At 39.2% G+C, this 17807-nt stretch carries 15 protein-coding genes, 1 tRNA gene and 1 other annotated feature; of the genes, 2 read left to right on the top strand and 14 right to left on the bottom strand.

What is annotated here, in order from left to right:
* Positions 1-93 precede the first annotated feature (93 nt).
* Positions 94-837 carry a 1-acyl-sn-glycerol-3-phosphate acyltransferase gene (locus tag PCY08_RS01045; protein WP_301559152.1) on the top strand — a complete coding sequence of 248 codons (744 nt, stop codon included), beginning with the start codon at positions 94-96 and terminating at the stop codon, positions 835-837.
* Positions 838-959: 122 nt separating this feature from the next.
* Positions 960-1032 (top strand) — tRNA-Thr (locus PCY08_RS01040).
* A gap of 507 nt (positions 1033-1539) precedes the next feature.
* On the opposite strand, the gene pyk is transcribed toward PCY08_RS01040, so the two are convergent.
* The 14 genes from pyk to PCY08_RS00970 form a co-directional block, all read right to left on the bottom strand.
* Positions 1540-3045 (bottom strand): pyruvate kinase, encoded by a 1506-nt coding sequence (gene pyk / locus PCY08_RS01035; protein ID WP_014713116.1) that lies wholly within the window; start codon positions 3043-3045, stop codon positions 1540-1542.
* Between the two features lie 65 nt (positions 3046-3110).
* A complete protein-coding gene (gene pfkA / locus PCY08_RS01030) occupies positions 3111-4118 on the bottom strand; it encodes a 6-phosphofructokinase (RefSeq protein ID WP_060955526.1) in 1008 nt (335 codons plus the stop codon).
* An 80-nt stretch (positions 4119-4198) separates the two neighbouring features.
* Positions 4199-7300 (bottom strand): DNA polymerase III subunit alpha, encoded by a 3102-nt coding sequence (locus tag PCY08_RS01025; protein WP_301559151.1) that lies wholly within the window; start codon positions 7298-7300, stop codon positions 4199-4201.
* A gap of 117 nt (positions 7301-7417) precedes the next feature.
* Positions 7418-8128, bottom strand: a complete 711-nt coding sequence (locus tag PCY08_RS01020) for a B3/4 domain-containing protein (protein WP_301559150.1) — start codon at positions 8126-8128, stop codon at positions 7418-7420.
* A 77-nt stretch (positions 8129-8205) separates the two neighbouring features.
* On the bottom strand, positions 8206-8592 hold the full coding sequence (locus PCY08_RS01015; RefSeq protein ID WP_000157160.1) for a VOC family protein: 387 nt from the start codon (positions 8590-8592) through the stop codon (positions 8206-8208).
* A gap of 57 nt (positions 8593-8649) precedes the next feature.
* Positions 8650-9009, bottom strand: coding sequence for a 50S ribosomal protein L20 (gene rplT, locus PCY08_RS01010; RefSeq protein ID WP_000124829.1), 360 nt, complete (start codon positions 9007-9009; stop codon positions 8650-8652).
* A 50-nt stretch (positions 9010-9059) separates the two neighbouring features.
* On the bottom strand, positions 9060-9260 hold the full coding sequence (gene rpmI, locus PCY08_RS01005; RefSeq protein ID WP_001125942.1) for a 50S ribosomal protein L35: 201 nt from the start codon (positions 9258-9260) through the stop codon (positions 9060-9062).
* 32 nt (positions 9261-9292) lie between these two features.
* Positions 9293-9823: a translation initiation factor IF-3 gene (infC, locus tag PCY08_RS01000; RefSeq protein ID WP_000848177.1), complete on the bottom strand. Its 531-nt coding sequence runs from the start codon at positions 9821-9823 to the stop codon at positions 9293-9295.
* 15 nt (positions 9824-9838) lie between these two features.
* Positions 9839-9969 (bottom strand) — a sequence feature (ribosomal protein L20 leader region).
* Positions 9970-10057: 88 nt separating this feature from the next.
* Complete coding sequence (gene pgdA / locus PCY08_RS00995; protein ID WP_301559149.1) at positions 10058-11449, bottom strand: peptidoglycan-N-acetylglucosamine deacetylase PgdA; 1392 nt, start codon at positions 11447-11449, stop codon at positions 10058-10060.
* Between the two features lie 103 nt (positions 11450-11552).
* Positions 11553-13280 carry a septation ring formation regulator EzrA gene (gene ezrA / locus PCY08_RS00990; RefSeq protein ID WP_301559148.1) on the bottom strand — a complete coding sequence of 576 codons (1728 nt, stop codon included), beginning with the start codon at positions 13278-13280 and terminating at the stop codon, positions 11553-11555.
* Between the two features lie 81 nt (positions 13281-13361).
* Positions 13362-15308 carry a DNA topoisomerase (ATP-hydrolyzing) subunit B gene (gyrB, locus tag PCY08_RS00985; RefSeq protein ID WP_301559147.1) on the bottom strand — a complete coding sequence of 649 codons (1947 nt, stop codon included), beginning with the start codon at positions 15306-15308 and terminating at the stop codon, positions 13362-13364.
* A gap of 29 nt (positions 15309-15337) precedes the next feature.
* Complete coding sequence (locus PCY08_RS00980) at positions 15338-15901, bottom strand: HAD family hydrolase (protein WP_301559146.1); 564 nt, start codon at positions 15899-15901, stop codon at positions 15338-15340.
* Between the two features lie 105 nt (positions 15902-16006).
* Complete coding sequence (locus tag PCY08_RS00975; RefSeq protein WP_301559145.1) at positions 16007-16558, bottom strand: DJ-1 family glyoxalase III; 552 nt, start codon at positions 16556-16558, stop codon at positions 16007-16009.
* A gap of 10 nt (positions 16559-16568) precedes the next feature.
* Positions 16569-17792: an FtsW/RodA/SpoVE family cell cycle protein gene (locus PCY08_RS00970; RefSeq protein WP_301559144.1), complete on the bottom strand. Its 1224-nt coding sequence runs from the start codon at positions 17790-17792 to the stop codon at positions 16569-16571.
* Positions 17793-17807 lie beyond the last annotated feature (15 nt).

Here is a 17807-nt window from a genome sequence, read left to right as displayed (position 1 = left end):
TCATATGAAGAGCAATTCCGCCTAAACAAAAAAACATTTGCTTGTCCTAGTATGATAAGGTATAATAAAAGAAAGAAAATTGAAGGAGACACCATGTTTTATACTTATCTTCGTGGGCTGGTTATGTTGATTCTCTGGTCTATCAACGGTAATGCTCATTATCATAATACGGATAAAATTCCGAGTCAAGATGAAAACTATATCCTAGTTGCTCCCCATCGTACTTGGTGGGATCCTGTCTACATGGCATTTGCGACCAAACCAAAGCAATTTGTCTTTATGGCTAAAAAGGAACTTTTCTCCAACCGAATCTTTGGTTGGTGGATTCGTATGTGTGGTGCCTTTCCTATTGATCGGGAAAATCCTAGCGCTTCTGCTATTAAGTATCCTATCAATGTCCTTAAAAAGAGCGACCGATCTCTCATCATGTTTCCAAGCGGTAGTCGTCATTCTAACGATGTCAAAGGGGGCGTAGCTCTGATTGCTAAAATGGCCAAGGTTCGCATCATGCCAGTTACTTATACTGGTCCAATGACCTTAAAAGGACTCATCAGTCGTGAACGTGTCGATATGAACTTCGGAAATCCTATCGATATCTCAGACATTAAGAAAATGAATGATGAAGGAATTGAGATGGTTGCTGAACGTATCCAATCAGAATTCCAACGTCTGGATGAGGAAACAAAACAATGGCATACAAATAAAAAACCAAATCCTTTGTGGTGGTTTATTCGCATACCAGCACTGATTGTTGCTGTCTTAGTTGCAATTGTTACCATCATCTTTAGCTTTTTCGCAAGTTTTATCTGGAATCCAGAAAAAAACAAAATCAATTAGGTTAGAATAAAATGGCTGAGGGATATTCTCTTAAGCCATTTTAGTTTGACTGACAGCTGATTACTTTTAAATAAAACATTTTATTGACAAAGATTTGATTCTATAGTATACTTTTTAAGTAAGCTGATTTAGCTCAGTAGGCAGAGCGCATCCATGGTAAGGATGAGGTCGCCGGTTCGATCCCGGCAATTAGCATTGTTTAACAGTTCCTTTTCATAGGAATTTTTTTATTGACTTTTTTTCGACTTTGTAGTAAAATGAAATTTGCGATGAGTCGATATGTAGCGAGAGCTACTATTGAGCAAAGGAGGTCATAACGCAGGAGCGGACCTTGAGAAATTGTGTGAACCGACTTCTCACATGGAGATGCCTCTCAAGCTTTCTGGTTTTTCCAGAGAGCTTTTTTTATTTTCCTAAACAACTACTAAACCCTATCTTTTAGCAATCCTTTCTGCATAAACAGTAATAAGCTCAAGTCTCAATCATACACTTATAGACTTATTATCCAAAAAATCCTAGCTAGGTTTAGTCATAAAGATAGAAAGATGACCATTGCAATCTATAATTACAGCAAAAGTTACAGGGCAAACTGTATTGTATACCTTAGCATTGAAAGGAGAATGATATTTTTGCCCCTCGTCACAAAAAAAGACCTATCACACAAGCTAGAAAGCTTGATATGATAGGCTTTTTAATGTTAGATTAACGTACAGTGCGGATACGCATTGTGTTAGTACGAACTGCTTCACCAAGTGGCACACCTGCAACGATAACGATATCGTCACCAGATTGTACAAGACCTGCTTCAACTGCTTTACGTTCAGCAATTTCGAACATGTCATCAGTTGATGATGGAGCTTCTGTCAACATTGGGATAACACCCCAATTCAACATCAATCCACGTTCTGTCAATTCGTCAAATGTCAATGCCAAGATATCAGCATTTGGACGATATTTAGAGATCAAACGTGCTGTGTGACCAGTCTTAGTAAGAGTTACAACCAATTTGATGTCCATTGAGTTTGTAGCGTCTTTAACTGCTGAAGCCATAACTTCTGTCTTAGAGTTACGTTCAAATGAATCTGAGTTCAAACGTCCGTATTCGTTAAGAAGAGTTTGAGCGTTCTTATCGATAGTTGCCATTGTACGAACAGACTCAAGTGGGTATTTACCATTTGCTGACTCACCTGAAAGCATTGTAGCATCAGTTCCGTCGATAACAGCGTTAAATACGTCTGATACTTCTGAACGAGTTGCACGTGGTTTTTCAGTCATTGTTTCAAGCATGTTTGTTGCAGTGATAACAACTTTACCAGCAGCGTTCACTTTAGTAATGATCATTTTTTGGTAAACTGGAACCATTTCAAATGGTACTTCGATACCCATGTCACCACGAGCGATCATGATACCGTCAGCAGCTTCAATGATTTCATCCAAGTTATCGATACCTTGTTGGTTTTCGATTTTAGCGAACAATTGAACGTGACCATTACCAGTTTCTTCACAGATTGCACGAACTTCATTCACGTCTTTTGCAGTACGTACGAATGAGATCGCGATGAAGTTGATACCTTGTTCCAAACCAAAGCGGATATCAGCGTTATCACGTTCAGCAAGAGCTGGGAAAGGAATTTTAGTGTTAGGGATGTTTACACCTTTTTGTTTAGCGATAACACCGTCATTTTCAACTTCAACGACAAATTCACGAGTTGCATCGTCTTTTTCTACAACACGAAGACCAAGTTTACCATCGTCAACCAATACTTGACGACCAACTTCAACATCATCATAGATGTCAAGTGCTCCAGCAACGTTCAAAGCAATCACTTCACGAGTTGATTTGATTCCTTGTTTAGTTGCAACACGGATTTTTTCACCAGTTTTGTATGAGTACTCTTTAGCTTCTCCTTCGAACAATTCAGTACGGATTTCTGGTCCTTTAGTATCAAGAAGGAAACCAACTTTTTTACCTGCAAGTTTTTCTGCAAGTTTAACAGTTGCCATACGATCACCTTGTTCTTGGTGGTCACCGTGTGAGAAGTTGAAACGGAAAGTGTTAGCTCCTGCTTCAATCAATTGAGCAATGTTTTTAGCTGAAGCTTCAACGTCAAGTTTTTCACCCCAGTATCCGTCATCACCAAATTTTTTACCACCGCGGATTTCTACCGCAGGACCCAAAGTTGCAACGATTTTTACACGTTTGTTCATGATTTTGTGACTCCTTTATATAATTCGACCTTTTATGGTCATTTTACCAGATTAGTTAAAGTTGATTATGACAAGCTCTTGTTCAAGTCAGAAAGTTCAAGGTCAGCTTTGTGAGGGTTGTTAACAACAATCTTACCATCAGCTGTTAGGCTAAATAAAGCTCCTTCTTCTGCAGTTCCAAGAATTGGATTTTCAACCATTTTCTCATTGCGAATACCAACAGCGACACCACCGATTCCTTGTTTAAGGAGTTTAACAGCATGTGCACCCATACGTGACGCCAATACACGGTCACGAGCAGTTGGTGATCCACCACGTTGGATGTGACCAAGTTCAGTTACACGAAGGTCGCTTGTATCTCCAGCTTCTTTTAGTTTTTGACCAAATTCTGCCGCTGACATAACACCTTCTGCCAAAACGATAATGTTGTGTTTCTTACCGTGTTCATATCCAGCCTTGATACTTGCTACGATGTCTTCCATCTTGAATCCTTCTTCAGGGATGATAATTTCATCAGCACCTGTTGCAATACCAGCCCAAAGAGCGATATCACCAGCGTTACGTCCCATTACTTCAACTACGAAAGTACGACGGTGACTTGATGATGTATCACGAATCTTATCAATGGCATCCATTGCAGTCGTAACTGCAGTATCAAATCCGATTGTGAAATCAGTACCTACGATATCGTTATCGATTGTTCCTGGAAGTCCGATAGCAGGGAATCCATGCTCAGTCAAGCGCATAGCTCCGTGATAAGAACCGTCACCACCGATAACTACAACACCTTCGATACCGTGTTTTTTCAACTGCTCAATCCCTTTAAGTTGACCTTCGAGTTTTGCAAACTCAGGGTAACGAGCAGAGTGAAGGAAAGTACCACCACGTGAAATGATGTCTCCTACAGAAGCAGCATCAAGTGGATAAATTTCACCGGCAACCATACCAGCGTATCCATCATAGATACCAAAAACTTCCATTCCTTCTGAGATTGCTTGACGAACAACTGCACGGATAGCAGCATTCATACCAGGGGCGTCTCCACCACTAGTCAAAACAGCAATACGTTTCATTTGGTTTTGCTCCTTTTTCTTTAACATTCTAACTGATTATACCATAATTAAAGTTAAAATTCTTTTATTTTCATTGATTTTTAACGATAAATCGTTTTCATAACTATCTGACTTAAAGATTCCTGTAAACTAACATCTTTTGCAACAAAATAACTCGGTAAAAGGACATTTTTTTGTTCATTTTCGTAGCGAATGATGACTGGAATTTCTCCCTTATATTGCTCTAAAATATGATAAATTTCAGTATCATGTTCATGATCAGCAGCCTGTATCCAAAATCGTTCACTCACTGCTTCTTTTAGATTATTTAACACTAATTGAAGCCGACCATCTCTTGCCTGTACTTTTCCATTAAGGTAGTAGAATCTTCCTTCATGTAAGAGATTTTTAAATTGGCGATACTGGTCAGAAAAAACTGTGACTTCAAGCTTCGTTTTACTATCACTAACTTTCAGAAAGGCCATGTTTTCACCTTTTTTAGTTCTGATTACTCGGATAGACTGAATCTCAACGAGTACTGTAGCTGTCTGTCCTTCAAATAGTTCAGACAAACTCACAATTGGGTACAAAGGATTCTTTGCTAAGATCAATAAAGGATGCGGACTGATACCTACTCCAAGCCACTCCTGTTCCTTACGGAACTTTTCGACTTGCGTAAAATCCTCACTCTCAAGCCAATTGTAGCTATTATCTGCAAATAAACTACCCAATTCTTCCACAAAAATAAATAAAGTAGGTAAGTTGGATAAGATTTTTTGGCGATTTTTCTCGAAACTATCGAATAAACCAATCTCCACTAGGGGAGTTAAGAGACTCAACTTCTGATAATTTTTAGGCAAGTGAGTGACAAAATCTTCAACACTTATAAAAGGACGATTCTCTAAAATCCAATAGGCAAAATCTCGAGGCATCCCCTTGATACTCTTAAGTCCCAAGTAAATAGTCTGGTCTGTCAATTTATCCTGGTATGGGATTGTATTGATAGAGAGTGGTGTTAGTTCAAAACCCATTTCAAGGGCATCAAGAATATAATCTCCACTAGCATAATTGAGCATGACTTGATAGAAGATTGCTGGATAATGTGTCTTAAAGTAGGCAAGCTGAAAGGCTAAAGCTGCATAAGCATAAGCATGCGATCGGTTGAAACCATAACCAGCAAATTTTTCCATGACAGCAAAAACCTGCTGAGCCTGTTCCTTTCCATGACCTTTTTCGAGGGCACCTTGGATAAAACTCTCTTGCATTTGATGCATTTCCGCAGCATTCTTTTTCCCCATAGCCCGACGTAAAATATCAGCTTTCCCAAGGCTAAAACCAGCATAACGCTGTGCTACTTGCATTACCTGTTCTTGGTAAAGCATAATGCCATACGTTGGAGCCAGAATATCTTCCAAAACTGGGTCCAGAACTGTTACCTTTTCTTTACCATGTTTTCGAGCCACAAAGTTGTCGATATAGTCACTCGCCCCCGGTCTGTTGAGGGAAGTCGTTGCCACTACTTCTTCAAAGCTTTCTGGTTTCACGCGCTTTAATAAGCGAATAGCACCAGGTTGTTCAAACTGAAAAATTCCCTTGGTCTTCCCAGCTGCAAAGAGGGCTAAAGTTTCCCTATCCTCAAGGTCAATTTCCTCAATCCTTAACTGAATTCCTTGAGTTTCAAATAAGAGCTCCTGCATTTTTTGAGCAAAAGTTAGGTTTCGTAAGCCCAAGAAATCCATTTTGAGCAATCCATTTCCTTCAACTCCATGCGCATCATACTGGGTAATGAGCATATCCTCTCCATACTTAAGAGGAATATAGTCCGTTAGATTTTTATCACTAATCACAACACCAGCAGCGTGGATGGAAGTTTGCCGAGGATAGCCTTCTATCTTTTTAGCAATTTCAAAAGCCTTTTGGTACTCAATCTTACCTTGAATCAGTTGTCTAAATCCTAGATTCCCTTCATAGGCACTTGTTAAGGTATCTTTAAATCCAATTTTTTTGGTTATGGATGTCAACTCATACTCGGGAACACCATACCGTTTAAAAACATCTCGGATAGCCTGTTTGGCACCAAAAGTCGAGTAGGTGACTATCTGAGCAGCGTGAATACTACCATAACGGTCACGAACATAGCGGATAAATTCAGGACGATAGATATCGGGAATATCAATATCGATATCGGGCATGGTATAACGTTCACGATTTAAAAAGCGTTCAAAGATGAGATTTTTAGCTACAGGGTCAATACCAGTAATATCTAAGGCATAGGCCACTAGACTTCCAACTGCAGATCCACGTCCCATACCCATATAATATCCTTGAGAACGACCGAAACGTAAGAGGTCCCAGACAACCAAGAAATAGTCATCGAATCCCATGTCATGAATCACAGATAGCTCTTCTTCTAAACGAGTCAAATAAGGCTGACTAAGGAGCCCCTTCGCTTGCAAACCATTTCTTGCTCTTTCACGCAATTCCTCAACAGCTGGTCTCTCTGGATTGAAACGTGGAAGCTTGAGACTACTATCAATCTCATAAGTAGTTGCTCCAATCAGTTCAGATAGATTGTCTAAAGCTTTTGGAAACTTTTCTACAAAAAATTGTTCAAGACGGTCAGCAGGTAAAAACAGGCCCTGTTGCGATTGAACATCCACCTCTCGCAAGGTCACATTTTCCTTAATCGCCTTGAGCATTTGGAGCGTTTCTAAATCCTCAGCTTCGAAAGAATTAACACGATAAAGTGGGAGAATGGGGTGAGAAAAATTCGACTGAGCTGTATCTGGATAAACTCCGATATAGTAGTCATGTCCCAAATCCAAATTAACTATTTCCTGAAAGTAGGGAACAATAATGCAAATATCTTCAAGGTAAGGAGAAAAATCAGTCCATTCCTTTTTACCTGTCATTTTTTGACTCGAAAGCTTCATAAGATTTCGATAACCACGATTTGATAGGGCTAGAAAGCGCAGATTAATCAGTTCTTCCTTATGATGAACGGTCACCTCAAGACCTAATAAGGGCTGAATCCCTTGCTTTTGGCACTCTTTGATAAAATAATAAGCCCCATAGAGATTATCAATATCCATGATTCCAAGTGCTGAGTAGCCGTATGCTTTCCCTTGGTCAACATACTTCTGAATGGAAATCATACTCTCCATGAAACTATAAACCGTTTTTGTATCAAGTTGTGCAATCAATCGCTATCACCTCCCTTTTTCTCCTTATATTATACCATTTTAGAAAATAGAAAAACAATTTCTTTCTTCCCTTGTAGAAAAAAGAACCACAGCTGAATTAACTGTGATTCTCACTTATCATTCTATTTCCAAGATAGGATTTGTAGCTGTCAAGTGACTGATCTTGCCACTAACACCGAAATATTCCTCAATTTTAGTATGTAATTCTAGCATTGCTTCCCTAGCTCGTGATGCCTGTTCTTCATTGATAGCTTCAATGACTAAAACAGCATCTTTGGTTTCTTCTGTTAACATGGTTCTTTGGGCTTCACGCCAGTTTAAACACCGACAAACCGCACCTTGTTCATCAAAATAAATCATTTCATCAGCTAAGGCAGGAGCATCACTTTCAGCCCCTAGTGGAAAGAAGGATTCATTCCCTTGAGCTCTCCCAAGACATAAGTCACCAACAATCTTAGCTAAATCCTCTCCCCCACAAGGAACAGCATAAGAAAGTGAAACACTATTATAGATATCTACCAAAGGATTTATTGGATTAAATTCTCTTCCTTGACTCACACGCTTTAATAAGGCTTCGATAGAAGAACGAGCACCTTTTTTGGTTTTGAATTTTGTGAATGCCTGACGCCATTCTTGAATCACTTCATTCTGAGTGAAATTTTCATCTGCTATAAAAGTCTGAGCTTTTTTTGTTCCTTCATCTAGTAAAGCTTTAAAATAGTGATCCTCACTCTCATTAATAGTATTGTTGAGACCTTTTACCACCAATACAGAGATTTGAGCATCTGGAAATAGTTGCCAAAAATCATCTTTTACATAAACTTTCATGAGCTTGTCTCCATTCTTTTTCTTTCATTCTACCACAAATTCAAAAAAAGAGTAGCACACAAGCTACTCGATAGGGACTATAATGAATTTTCACGAATTACTTCTACCTTGTATCCATCTGGATCTTTGATAAAGTAATAGTTTGGTTGAGTCCCTGGAAGTCCATTAGGCGCTGTTACTTCATAGCCTTTGTCGCTATGTTCTTTATGAAGAGCCTCAAGGTCAGGTGTACTTAGGGCGATGTGAGCAAAACCGTCACCGACAACATAAGGTCCGTGATCATAGTTGTAAGTCAACTCCAATTCATAATCATCACCTTCAAGTCCAAGATAAACAATAGTGAAAGCATAGTCTGGAAAGTCTCTACGACGCAATTCCTTAAAACCAAAAGCATCTTGATAAAAAGCGATTGATTTTTCAAGATTTTCAACTCGCAAGCAAGTGTGTAGCATTTTAGAAGCCATTTTTTTCTCCCTTGTTTAAAAAAGACTGGGACAAACTTGCACCAGTCTTATGAATAATTATTTACCAAGTTTTGCTTTAGCTGCATCTGCAAGAGCTGCGAAAGCTGCTGCATCGTTAACAGCCAAGTCAGCAAGCATTTTACGGTTAACTTCGATCTCAGCCAATTTCAAACCATGCATCAATTGTGAGTATGAAAGTCCGTTGATACGAGCTGCCGCATTGATACGTGTGATCCACAATTTACGGAAGTCACGTTTCTTTTGACGACGGTCACGGTATGCATAGTAGTAAGAGTTCATTACTTGTTCTTTTGCAGTACGGAACAAGATGTGTTTAGCTCCATAGTAACCTTTTGCTAATTTAAGAATACGTTTACGACGTTTGCGTGATACAACGCCACCTTTAACACGTGCCATTTATATTTCCTCCAAATATTTCCTAGAATTGTTTACTTACAAATACGCGATTATTTCAAGCGAGTAAGCATTGCTTTGATACGTTTGAAATCTCCTGAATGCACCATAGATGCTTTACGAAGATGACGACGTTGTTTTTTAGTTTTTCCGTGGAAACGGTGAGATGTGTAAGCACGGAAACGTTTAAGTCCACCAGAACCTGTACGTTTGAAACGTTTAGCTGATGCGCGGTGTGTTTTTTGTTTTGGCATGATTTTTTCTCCTTTATTTAACTTTCTGACAATTATTTTTTGTCAGTTGCTGGCGCCAATTGCATGAACATTTGGCGTCCATCCATTTTAGCACGTTGTTCAATGATAGCAATATCTTGAGTTGCTTCAGCGAACTCGGCTAAAACTTTTGCACCAATCTCTTTATGGGTGATCATACGCCCCTTAAAGCGAATGGATACCTTCACTTTGTTTCCTTTTTCAAGGAACTTACGAGCATTGCGAAGTTTAGTTTCGAAATCACCCTTGTCAATAACTGGGCTCAAACGAACTTCTTTCACGGTCACAACGCTTTGTTTTTTGCGTTGTTCTTTTTGTTTCTTCTGGTACTCAAATTTGAACTTGCCGTAGTCCATAATTTTTGCAACAGGAGGTTTAGCTTGAGGTTGAATGAGAACCAAGTCCACATTAGCTTCGTCCGCAAGTGCTTGCGCTTCGCTTAGTGGTTTGATACCCAATTGCTCACCTTCAAGACCGATTAAGCGAACTTCGCGTACACGAATTTCATCATTGATGAATAAGTCTTGCTTTGCTATGGTTTTCACCTCTTTTTTTAATTTAGAGAAAAACAAGAGCGGACTTGCTAACGCAAACCCGCACTACATGATTGTATTTCATTTCTGAAATTTGATCCGTAGGGGCCAGACAACGTTAGTCGCAAGGCGAGAAGTTCTCACTTCTGCTTTTCTCAACTTTTATATGATATCAAGTTTTCCCCTACTTGTCAAGATTAAAACTATCTTTTTTTAATTTTTTCTAAATATTTGCCGACAATGACCTTACTGGTTACGAGAATAGTAAATCTCATGTGGCTTCAAACGAGTGTTGAGTAGATCTGATACAGTAACAAAACTATAACCTTGTCCCTGCAGATACTCAATTACCTTTGGTAATGAATTAACAGATGTTTGATGGATATCATGCATCAAAATGATAGATCCATTGCTTACCTGACGTTGAATTTCTGTTAAAATAGCAGCTTCATTTTTACTCTTCCAATCCAAACTATCCACATCCCACATAATAAAGCTTAAATCAAGGCTATTGCGAATATCATCTGAGATTGCACCGTATGGCGGACGCATCAATTTAGAACTTTTTCCAAGAACTTTTGTAATAGCGTCTTCGGTATCTGTGAGCTGTTTCTTGGCATCTTCCAGTGACAGTTTCGTTAAAATTGGGTGATTCCAACTATGGTTTCCAACTTCATGACCCTCAGACTGCATACGTTTGAGAATTGCTTCATTTCCAGCGATGTTTTTGCCTTGGACAAAGAAAGTTGCTTTAATCTTGTATTTAGCCAAGATATCCAATGCCTGTGGTGTTGTATTTCCGTCCGGTCCATCATCAAAGGTAAGAGCTACTACTTTTTTATTTTTCTCAGCCTGAGCCTTCTTATAAAGTTCTGCATCCTTTTCAGTTAGATACGACGATTGGATAACATCAAAGAAGTCTGAAATAGGTAAAGCTATTTCTTCTACATTATTAGTTGCTTTGACTGGATATAACACCAATTGACTATCTTTGTAAACGAACTTCCAAGATGATAAATCGCTAGCTGAAAAATCGGCTATTACTTGATCAACAAGAGTTTGTTCAATCTTTTTATCTTGGAGCGTTGACTTGATATTCTCAAGAAATGTTTCTTTGGCTTTGCTAGCATCTGTAAAGAGCTGATCTAAAGTAAACAGGGCCCCATCTTCCTTAAGATAAAGCTGATCCAATGATGTATTTTCTAATTCTACAACAGTAGAATCACTCAAATCATAGACCTGTTTTTTCACAAGATAACTCTCCACACCCTTGATAGAAGAAGAATCTTTCTCAGAGTAGTAAAAGATCAAATCTTCCTTATCTTCTACCTTATCCGTGATATCTTTTACAATGATATCCTGAACAGGGGTAATGACCTTGTCCCCCGTCATAGGATAGTAGGTGATGATTTCTGCCTGCCCTTTACGAAAATGATCTTTCTGACTTCCCTGTGAATAAGAATCATCTTTTTCCTTTTTCAGTGCTTCAATTTTTTGCTCAAAAGCTTGCTTGGTCAAGACTTTATAAGCAATACCTGCTCCTAATGTTAAAATTGTGAAGAATAGAAGCCCCACAATAATCCACAAATTTCTTCTCTTCCTGTCGTTTACTTTACGGCTTGTTCTTTTTTTTGTCATAGTCTTATCATATCAAATCATGCCTATAATTTCAATGATAAATAGGAAAATGTCCATTTTTTAAGAAAAGAAAAGGCCTAGATTTTTCTAGGACTTTTCTTGATTAAAATCGAATGATTTCTCTTGTTTTTTCATATGAGTAAACAAAGCGATTTGTTACTCCTGGTTCAGCAACTTCCAAAGCTTGGGAAATCTTTTCAAAAGATGATTGATAATCAAAGGCATTTTCAAAGATCTCTAAAGATTCATGGAAGGCTTGTTGAATCCCTTCATCAAATGATCTGTAGCGATTAGAATATTGAAGCAACTGTTCTGTCAAGGTAGCATATTGCACGATACTGTATGTTTCTGTTTCCAAAACTTCCATATCATGTGACGCGATTTCTAGGATACGATTGACAGACTCAATGTTGACTTGTGACTGTTCCAACTCTGCCATCAAATCTTCAGTACTATGACTAGCAGCAAAGAACAACTTCAAGAAGTTCTGTGGAATTCCTGGAAGATTTCTCTTTTCCATATAGCGCTTAATCGTGTGGAGACGATTTACGTAAACATTTGCCTTTTGACGAGCATTAACATCATCTTTTTCAATCTGTACTAAACGTTCGCTCACTGAAACTTGATCATCTTCAATTTCTTTTAATGTAGCTTGAACATTTTCTAAACGTTCTTCCAATACAGAGTAAGCTTCTGAATATTCCTCTTGTTCTGAAGTCAAATCGCTAACTGTAAGTTCTAGGGAATCCAAATCCACTTGAAGACGACGAACATGATTTACATCACTCTCAGCCATCAAGTAAGTCTTGCTCAAACGCTCGATATCTTTCACCAAGACTTGATTATTGTCTTTTAAGTGGTCAAGATAAGTTGGAAGTGTTGACAACAAGTTTTCAACAACTTTTTGAGAAGCAATCTCTCGTGTGAAAATATTATAGAGAGCATTGATTTCTTCTTGAATCTGAGTGTTTTCATATTCAGCATTGTCCAATTCCAATTTTTTAATATTTTCTTGGTTATTTTTCAAAGCTTCATACAACAACTGTAAACGTGATTCAATGTCAGTTTCTACAAAGTGATAGTTGGCATCAAGCAACTTACGATAGCCAGCCTCTAGATCTTCAAGTTGATCAGGGAGTTCAGTCGTTAGTTTAGTAACAATTGCTGGAATTCTCTCTACGATATGTGTCAAAGCGAGAATATGGTTTTCAGCATTATCTAAAATTCCTGCTGCTTCAACTGGATCTCCTGAAGAGTTTAGCGTCACAAATTGAGAAAATTCAGATTGGATGTTCTCCAATTGTTTTTCAATTTCAGGAAGTGCTTGACCATATTTCTCAGAATCTTCTGCGACTGTTTTCTGCAGGCTTTCAAATAAATCTAAAGCATGCAAGACACGACCACTATTTTTGGATTCTTGTTTTTCTAGATCTGCCAAAGCATTTCGAATGGAAGCAATATCTTCTTCGATAAGGGTAATCTGGCTTTCAATTTGATCAATTTTGTGTTGAGCCTTTAAGAAGCGAAATGAATTATTGTACCCTTCTGCTTCAAACAGATTATTCTCAATATCCGCAAATGAGTTGAGGGATAGGTCTACCCATTTTTGGTTCCACTCTCTAAATGCAATCTGACTTTGACCAATCAGATGCATATTCTTAACAGCTTCTACTTCATCGTTAACTGGAAGGTTATACAACTCTTCCTTTCTTTCTTCTAATACTGCGAGCCTCTTTTCATTGCGTTTGCGTAACAAAACTGCCACAACATATGCAATAATCAGAAGAGCCGCGATTGCAATCATAGTAATAATCAACAGATTATCAGACATATCAAACTCCTTTTTATACATGAAACAATTGTAATGATTATATCATATTTTTCAAACCATGGGAACTATTTCCCAATTTTTTTAAACGTCAAGCGTACTGTAGACAGCATTTTCTTCGATAAATTCTCGACGTGGTTCTACGCGGTCACCCATGAGCATATCAAAGATTTTATCTGCTTCTGCAGCATCATCAACTGATACACGCGCCATGAGACGATGTTCTGGGTTCATGGTTGTTTCCCAAAGTTGATGATCATCCATTTCTCCAAGACCTTTATAACGCTGAATAGTTGGTTTTGAACGTCCTTCACTATAGCGAGCCAAGGCTTCCTGTAGACGGGTTTCTTGATCTGCTCCAGGTTGGATGTATTCTTTAATTTCACTGCCGACCTTAACACCGTAAATTGGTGGTTGAGCGATATAAACATAACCTGCTTCTAAAACGGGTTTCATATAACGATAAATCAAGGTTAATAAGAGGGTACGGATGTGGGCTCCATCAACATCGGCATCCGTCATGATAACGAGTTTTTGGTAACGGGCCTTGCTGACATCAAATTCAGCACCAAAGCCTGTTCCCATAGCTGTGAAAAGGCTACGGATTTCTTCATTGGCAAGGATTTTATCCATGCTGGCCTTTTCAACGTTGAGGATTTTACCGCGAATTGGTAAAATCGCTTGGAATTCACGGTCACGACCAGACTTTGCAGAACCTCCTGCTGAATCTCCTTCGACGATGAAAAGTTCAGTTTCAGCTGGATTGTTTGAGGAACAGTCTGCTAATTTCCCTGGAAGGTTTGAAATCTCTAAACCAGATTTCTTACGAGTAACCTCACGCGCACGCTTGGCTGCGACACGCGCCTTAGCTGCCAGAATCCCTTTTTCAACAATACGCTTAGCAATCTGAGGATTTTCCATTAGGAAGTCTGAAAATGCTTCACTAAAGAGACGGTTGGTAATCTTGACAACTTCACTATTTCCAAGTTTAGTTTTCGTTTGTCCTTCAAACTGAGGATTTGGATGTTTAACCGAGATAACAGCAGTCAAGCCTTCACGGACATCCTCACCTGTTAGATTATCTTCATTGTCTTTGAGGAGTTTGTTTTTACGAGCGTAGTCATTGATGACACGAGTTAGGGCTGTACGGAACCCTTGCTCATGGGTCCCACCTTCATGAGTATGAATATTATTGGCGAAACTCATGACATTTTCATGGTAACCAGTTGTGTACTGCATGGCTACTTCAACTGTGATATCATCCATTTCTCCATCAGTGTAGATTGGCGTATCAAAAATGACATCCTTGTTTTCATTGATATACTCAACGTAACTTGCAATCCCACCTTCGTAGTGGTAGTGTTTTGTTTGTTCAAGCCCCTCACGTTTGTCAGTGATGGAGATTTGAAGGCCACGATTCAGAAAGGCGAGTTCTTGGATACGTTTGTTTAATTTATCGAAATCAAAGGTTGTTGTTTCTGTAAAAATCTCTGGGTCTGGAGTAAAGTGTACGGTTGTACCTGTTTTATCAGTATCTCCAATCACCTCAAGGTCAGCAACAACATGTCCACGACGGTATTCTTGGTAATGGATTTTTCCATTTTTGTGAACACGAACATCCAACTGAGTAGAAAGAGCATTTACAACGGATGAACCTACACCGTGGAGTCCACCTGAAACCTTGTATCCGCCACCGCCAAATTTACCTCCAGCGTGAAGAACGGTAAAGACAGTTTCAACGGCAGGACGGCCTGTCTTTTCTTGAATATCAACAGGGATACCACGTCCATCATCAACAACCGTAATAGAGTCATCTGGCTCAATAAAGACCTGAATATGACTAGCAAATCCCGCCAAGGCCTCATCGATAGAGTTATCAACGATTTCCCAGACTAGGTGGTGAAGACCTTCTTTTGAAGTCGATCCGATATACATTCCAGGACGCATACGAACGGCTTCCAGACCTTCCAAAACTTGAATCTGACTGGCATCATAATCCTGTGCCTGTTGGTTTTTGATTTCTTCTGTCATTTTTTCCCTTTTTCTTTTTTTCCTTTTTCTTACATGTCTAATACTTGTCTCAATGTCACGATATTTTCAAAGAGATGCGTCGCTAAGCCAGCTGCTTGTCCAGCTTCAATATCGATAGGACGGTCACCAATCACGATACCAGAACTAATCTTATACTTATCTCGCAAATAAATCATTGACTCTGGGTTTGGTTTTCTCTTGAAGCCAGAACTAGCTGTTACCACCTCTGTAAAATAGCTGGAAATTCCAGTCTTTTCAAGGATTTCCAAAACTTGGTCATTGCGATGCGAAACTAAAAAGTTCCGTCCTCCCTGGTCTGAGATTTCCTCCAATAAAGCAGGTACTCCCTCAAACAAGGCAGGATGTTCAAGCTCTCGCGCTTCGTTTTCCTTGTATTTTTCTAAAAAATTCTCTATTGTTGGGGCAAATTGGTCAATCGCAAAAGCAGTTGACACTTTCAAAGCATTGTAAACTTTATCATGTTCTTCTTCGATTCCAAATTGAGCTAATGTTTCCACAAAAGCAGCGGTCGAAGTCTCATAATTATCAAGTAAAGTTCCACCTAAATCCCAGATGTAATCGTGATATTTCATACCCTTCATTATAGCATTTTTTTATCAAAAAAGCGACGATTTCCTTCTATTTTAACAGTAAAAAACGAGAAGAATCCCCTCATTGATAGATTCCTCTCGTTTTAGTTAATCTAATCCAAACACATCACGATAGAGCATGGCTGCTCTCAAAGCATTTGCATCGCCACCAAGTTGTTCCACTAGGTTATAAGCAAAGGCAAGTGCAGTTGCTGGACCGCGACTGGTAGTCAACTGACCATCGACAACTACTGTTTCCTTGCGATAGTGACCATCAGCAATTTGCTCTTGGACACCATCATAGCAGGTGAACACTTTATCCTTGAGGAGACCAGCTCGATTCAGTACAATTGGTGCTGCACAAATGGCTGCTACTTTTTTACCAACTTGCTCACATTTTTGAAGTTCAGCAATCAATTGCTCATTATCACGCAAGTGAGCTGAACCTGGCATACCTCCTGGTAAGACAATCATGTAGTACTCAGACAAATCACCATCAAACACACGATCTGCTTGTACTTGGATGGCATGTGACCCCGTCACTTGGGCTTCAAAACCAACCATATGACAAGCAATATTGGCACGACGTAATACATCCACAACTGTTAGGGCTTCGATTTCTTCAAAGCCATCTGCTAAGATAACTGCTACTTTAGCCATGATTTACTCCTTATTTAACTTTTTTCAAAACAACTTTCTTCCGTTTAAATCTTGTCTTACCGCTCTTTTCTTCGGCTAGATGCGTTTGATAACTCATCGATAGAAGCAGACCAACACCAATCAGATTACTGATAATGGCTGATCCCCCTTGGGAAATGAAAGGCAGAGGAATCCCTGTCAGTGGCAGCAGACCTGTCACCGCCCCAATATTTTCAAAGATATGGAACAAGAGCATCATAATGAAGCCAGTTGAAATGTAGGTATAAAATTGATTATTGGACTTCAGAGTGATTTTTAACATTCGATAGATAAGTAGGAGATAAAGCGTAATTACGAGGACAGAGCCGATAAAACCAAAATCTTCTGCAATGACTGTAAAAATCATATCACTCTCACGAACGGGAATGAGGAGGTTGGATACATTAAATCCTTGACCAAATAAGCCTCCACTTCCAATGGCGATTTGCCCTTGCGCCTGTTGATAGGTGGTCGTTTGTGCATAATCAAAGGGATTGAGCCAAGCAAGGATACGGTTAATCTGATAGGTTGGCATCCCGATCTGATGCATGAAAGCACGCCCATCTTTTGTGATGAAAATTGCCAAAAATCCTGCAATCCCTGATACAACTGTCGCAAAAATTGGAATGATAATTTTCCAAGAAACGCCAGAGAGCAAGACAAGTCCAGCAAAGATGGCGACAAAAACCAAGGCCGTTCCTAGGTCACTCTGCAAGGCCAGTAAAACTAAGACTGGCAGCGTGAAGACAATCATCCACAGTATCAAGAGAAAGTCTAAAGGAATCGTTCGTTCTTTTTCTTTATGTTTTTGTGTGAACTGAACAATGACCCGAGCCAAGATCAAAATATAGGAAATTTTCATGAATTCGGAAGGTTGGAAAAGTGTCACTCCTCCAATTGATACCCAGTTTTTGGCCCCTGTTGCTGCCACTAAATTGGGATTGTAAAAGACCAAGGGTAAAACCATGAGGACTAGACCTAGGGCGTAGAGATAGGGAGTCGCCTGCCATAAAAATTTTGTATTAAAAAACATGACTACAAAGCTGATGATAATTCCCAAGACGATCCATGCTAGTTGCTGACCGAGAATAGGCCAGATATTATGTGGATAGTCATGGCTGACAGCAATGTAAATAGCTACAACTCCAATCACCAGCAAACAAAATACTGGTAGAATCAAACTATAATCGACTCGAGAGTCGAGAGAACGTTTCATAAAGGTCTCCTTCAT

This window comes from Streptococcus sp. SO4 (assembly GCF_030440055.1).
GTDB classification, from domain to species: domain Bacteria; phylum Bacillota; class Bacilli; order Lactobacillales; family Streptococcaceae; genus Streptococcus; species Streptococcus nidrosiense.
This window is presented reverse-complemented; position numbering and strand designations above follow the sequence as displayed.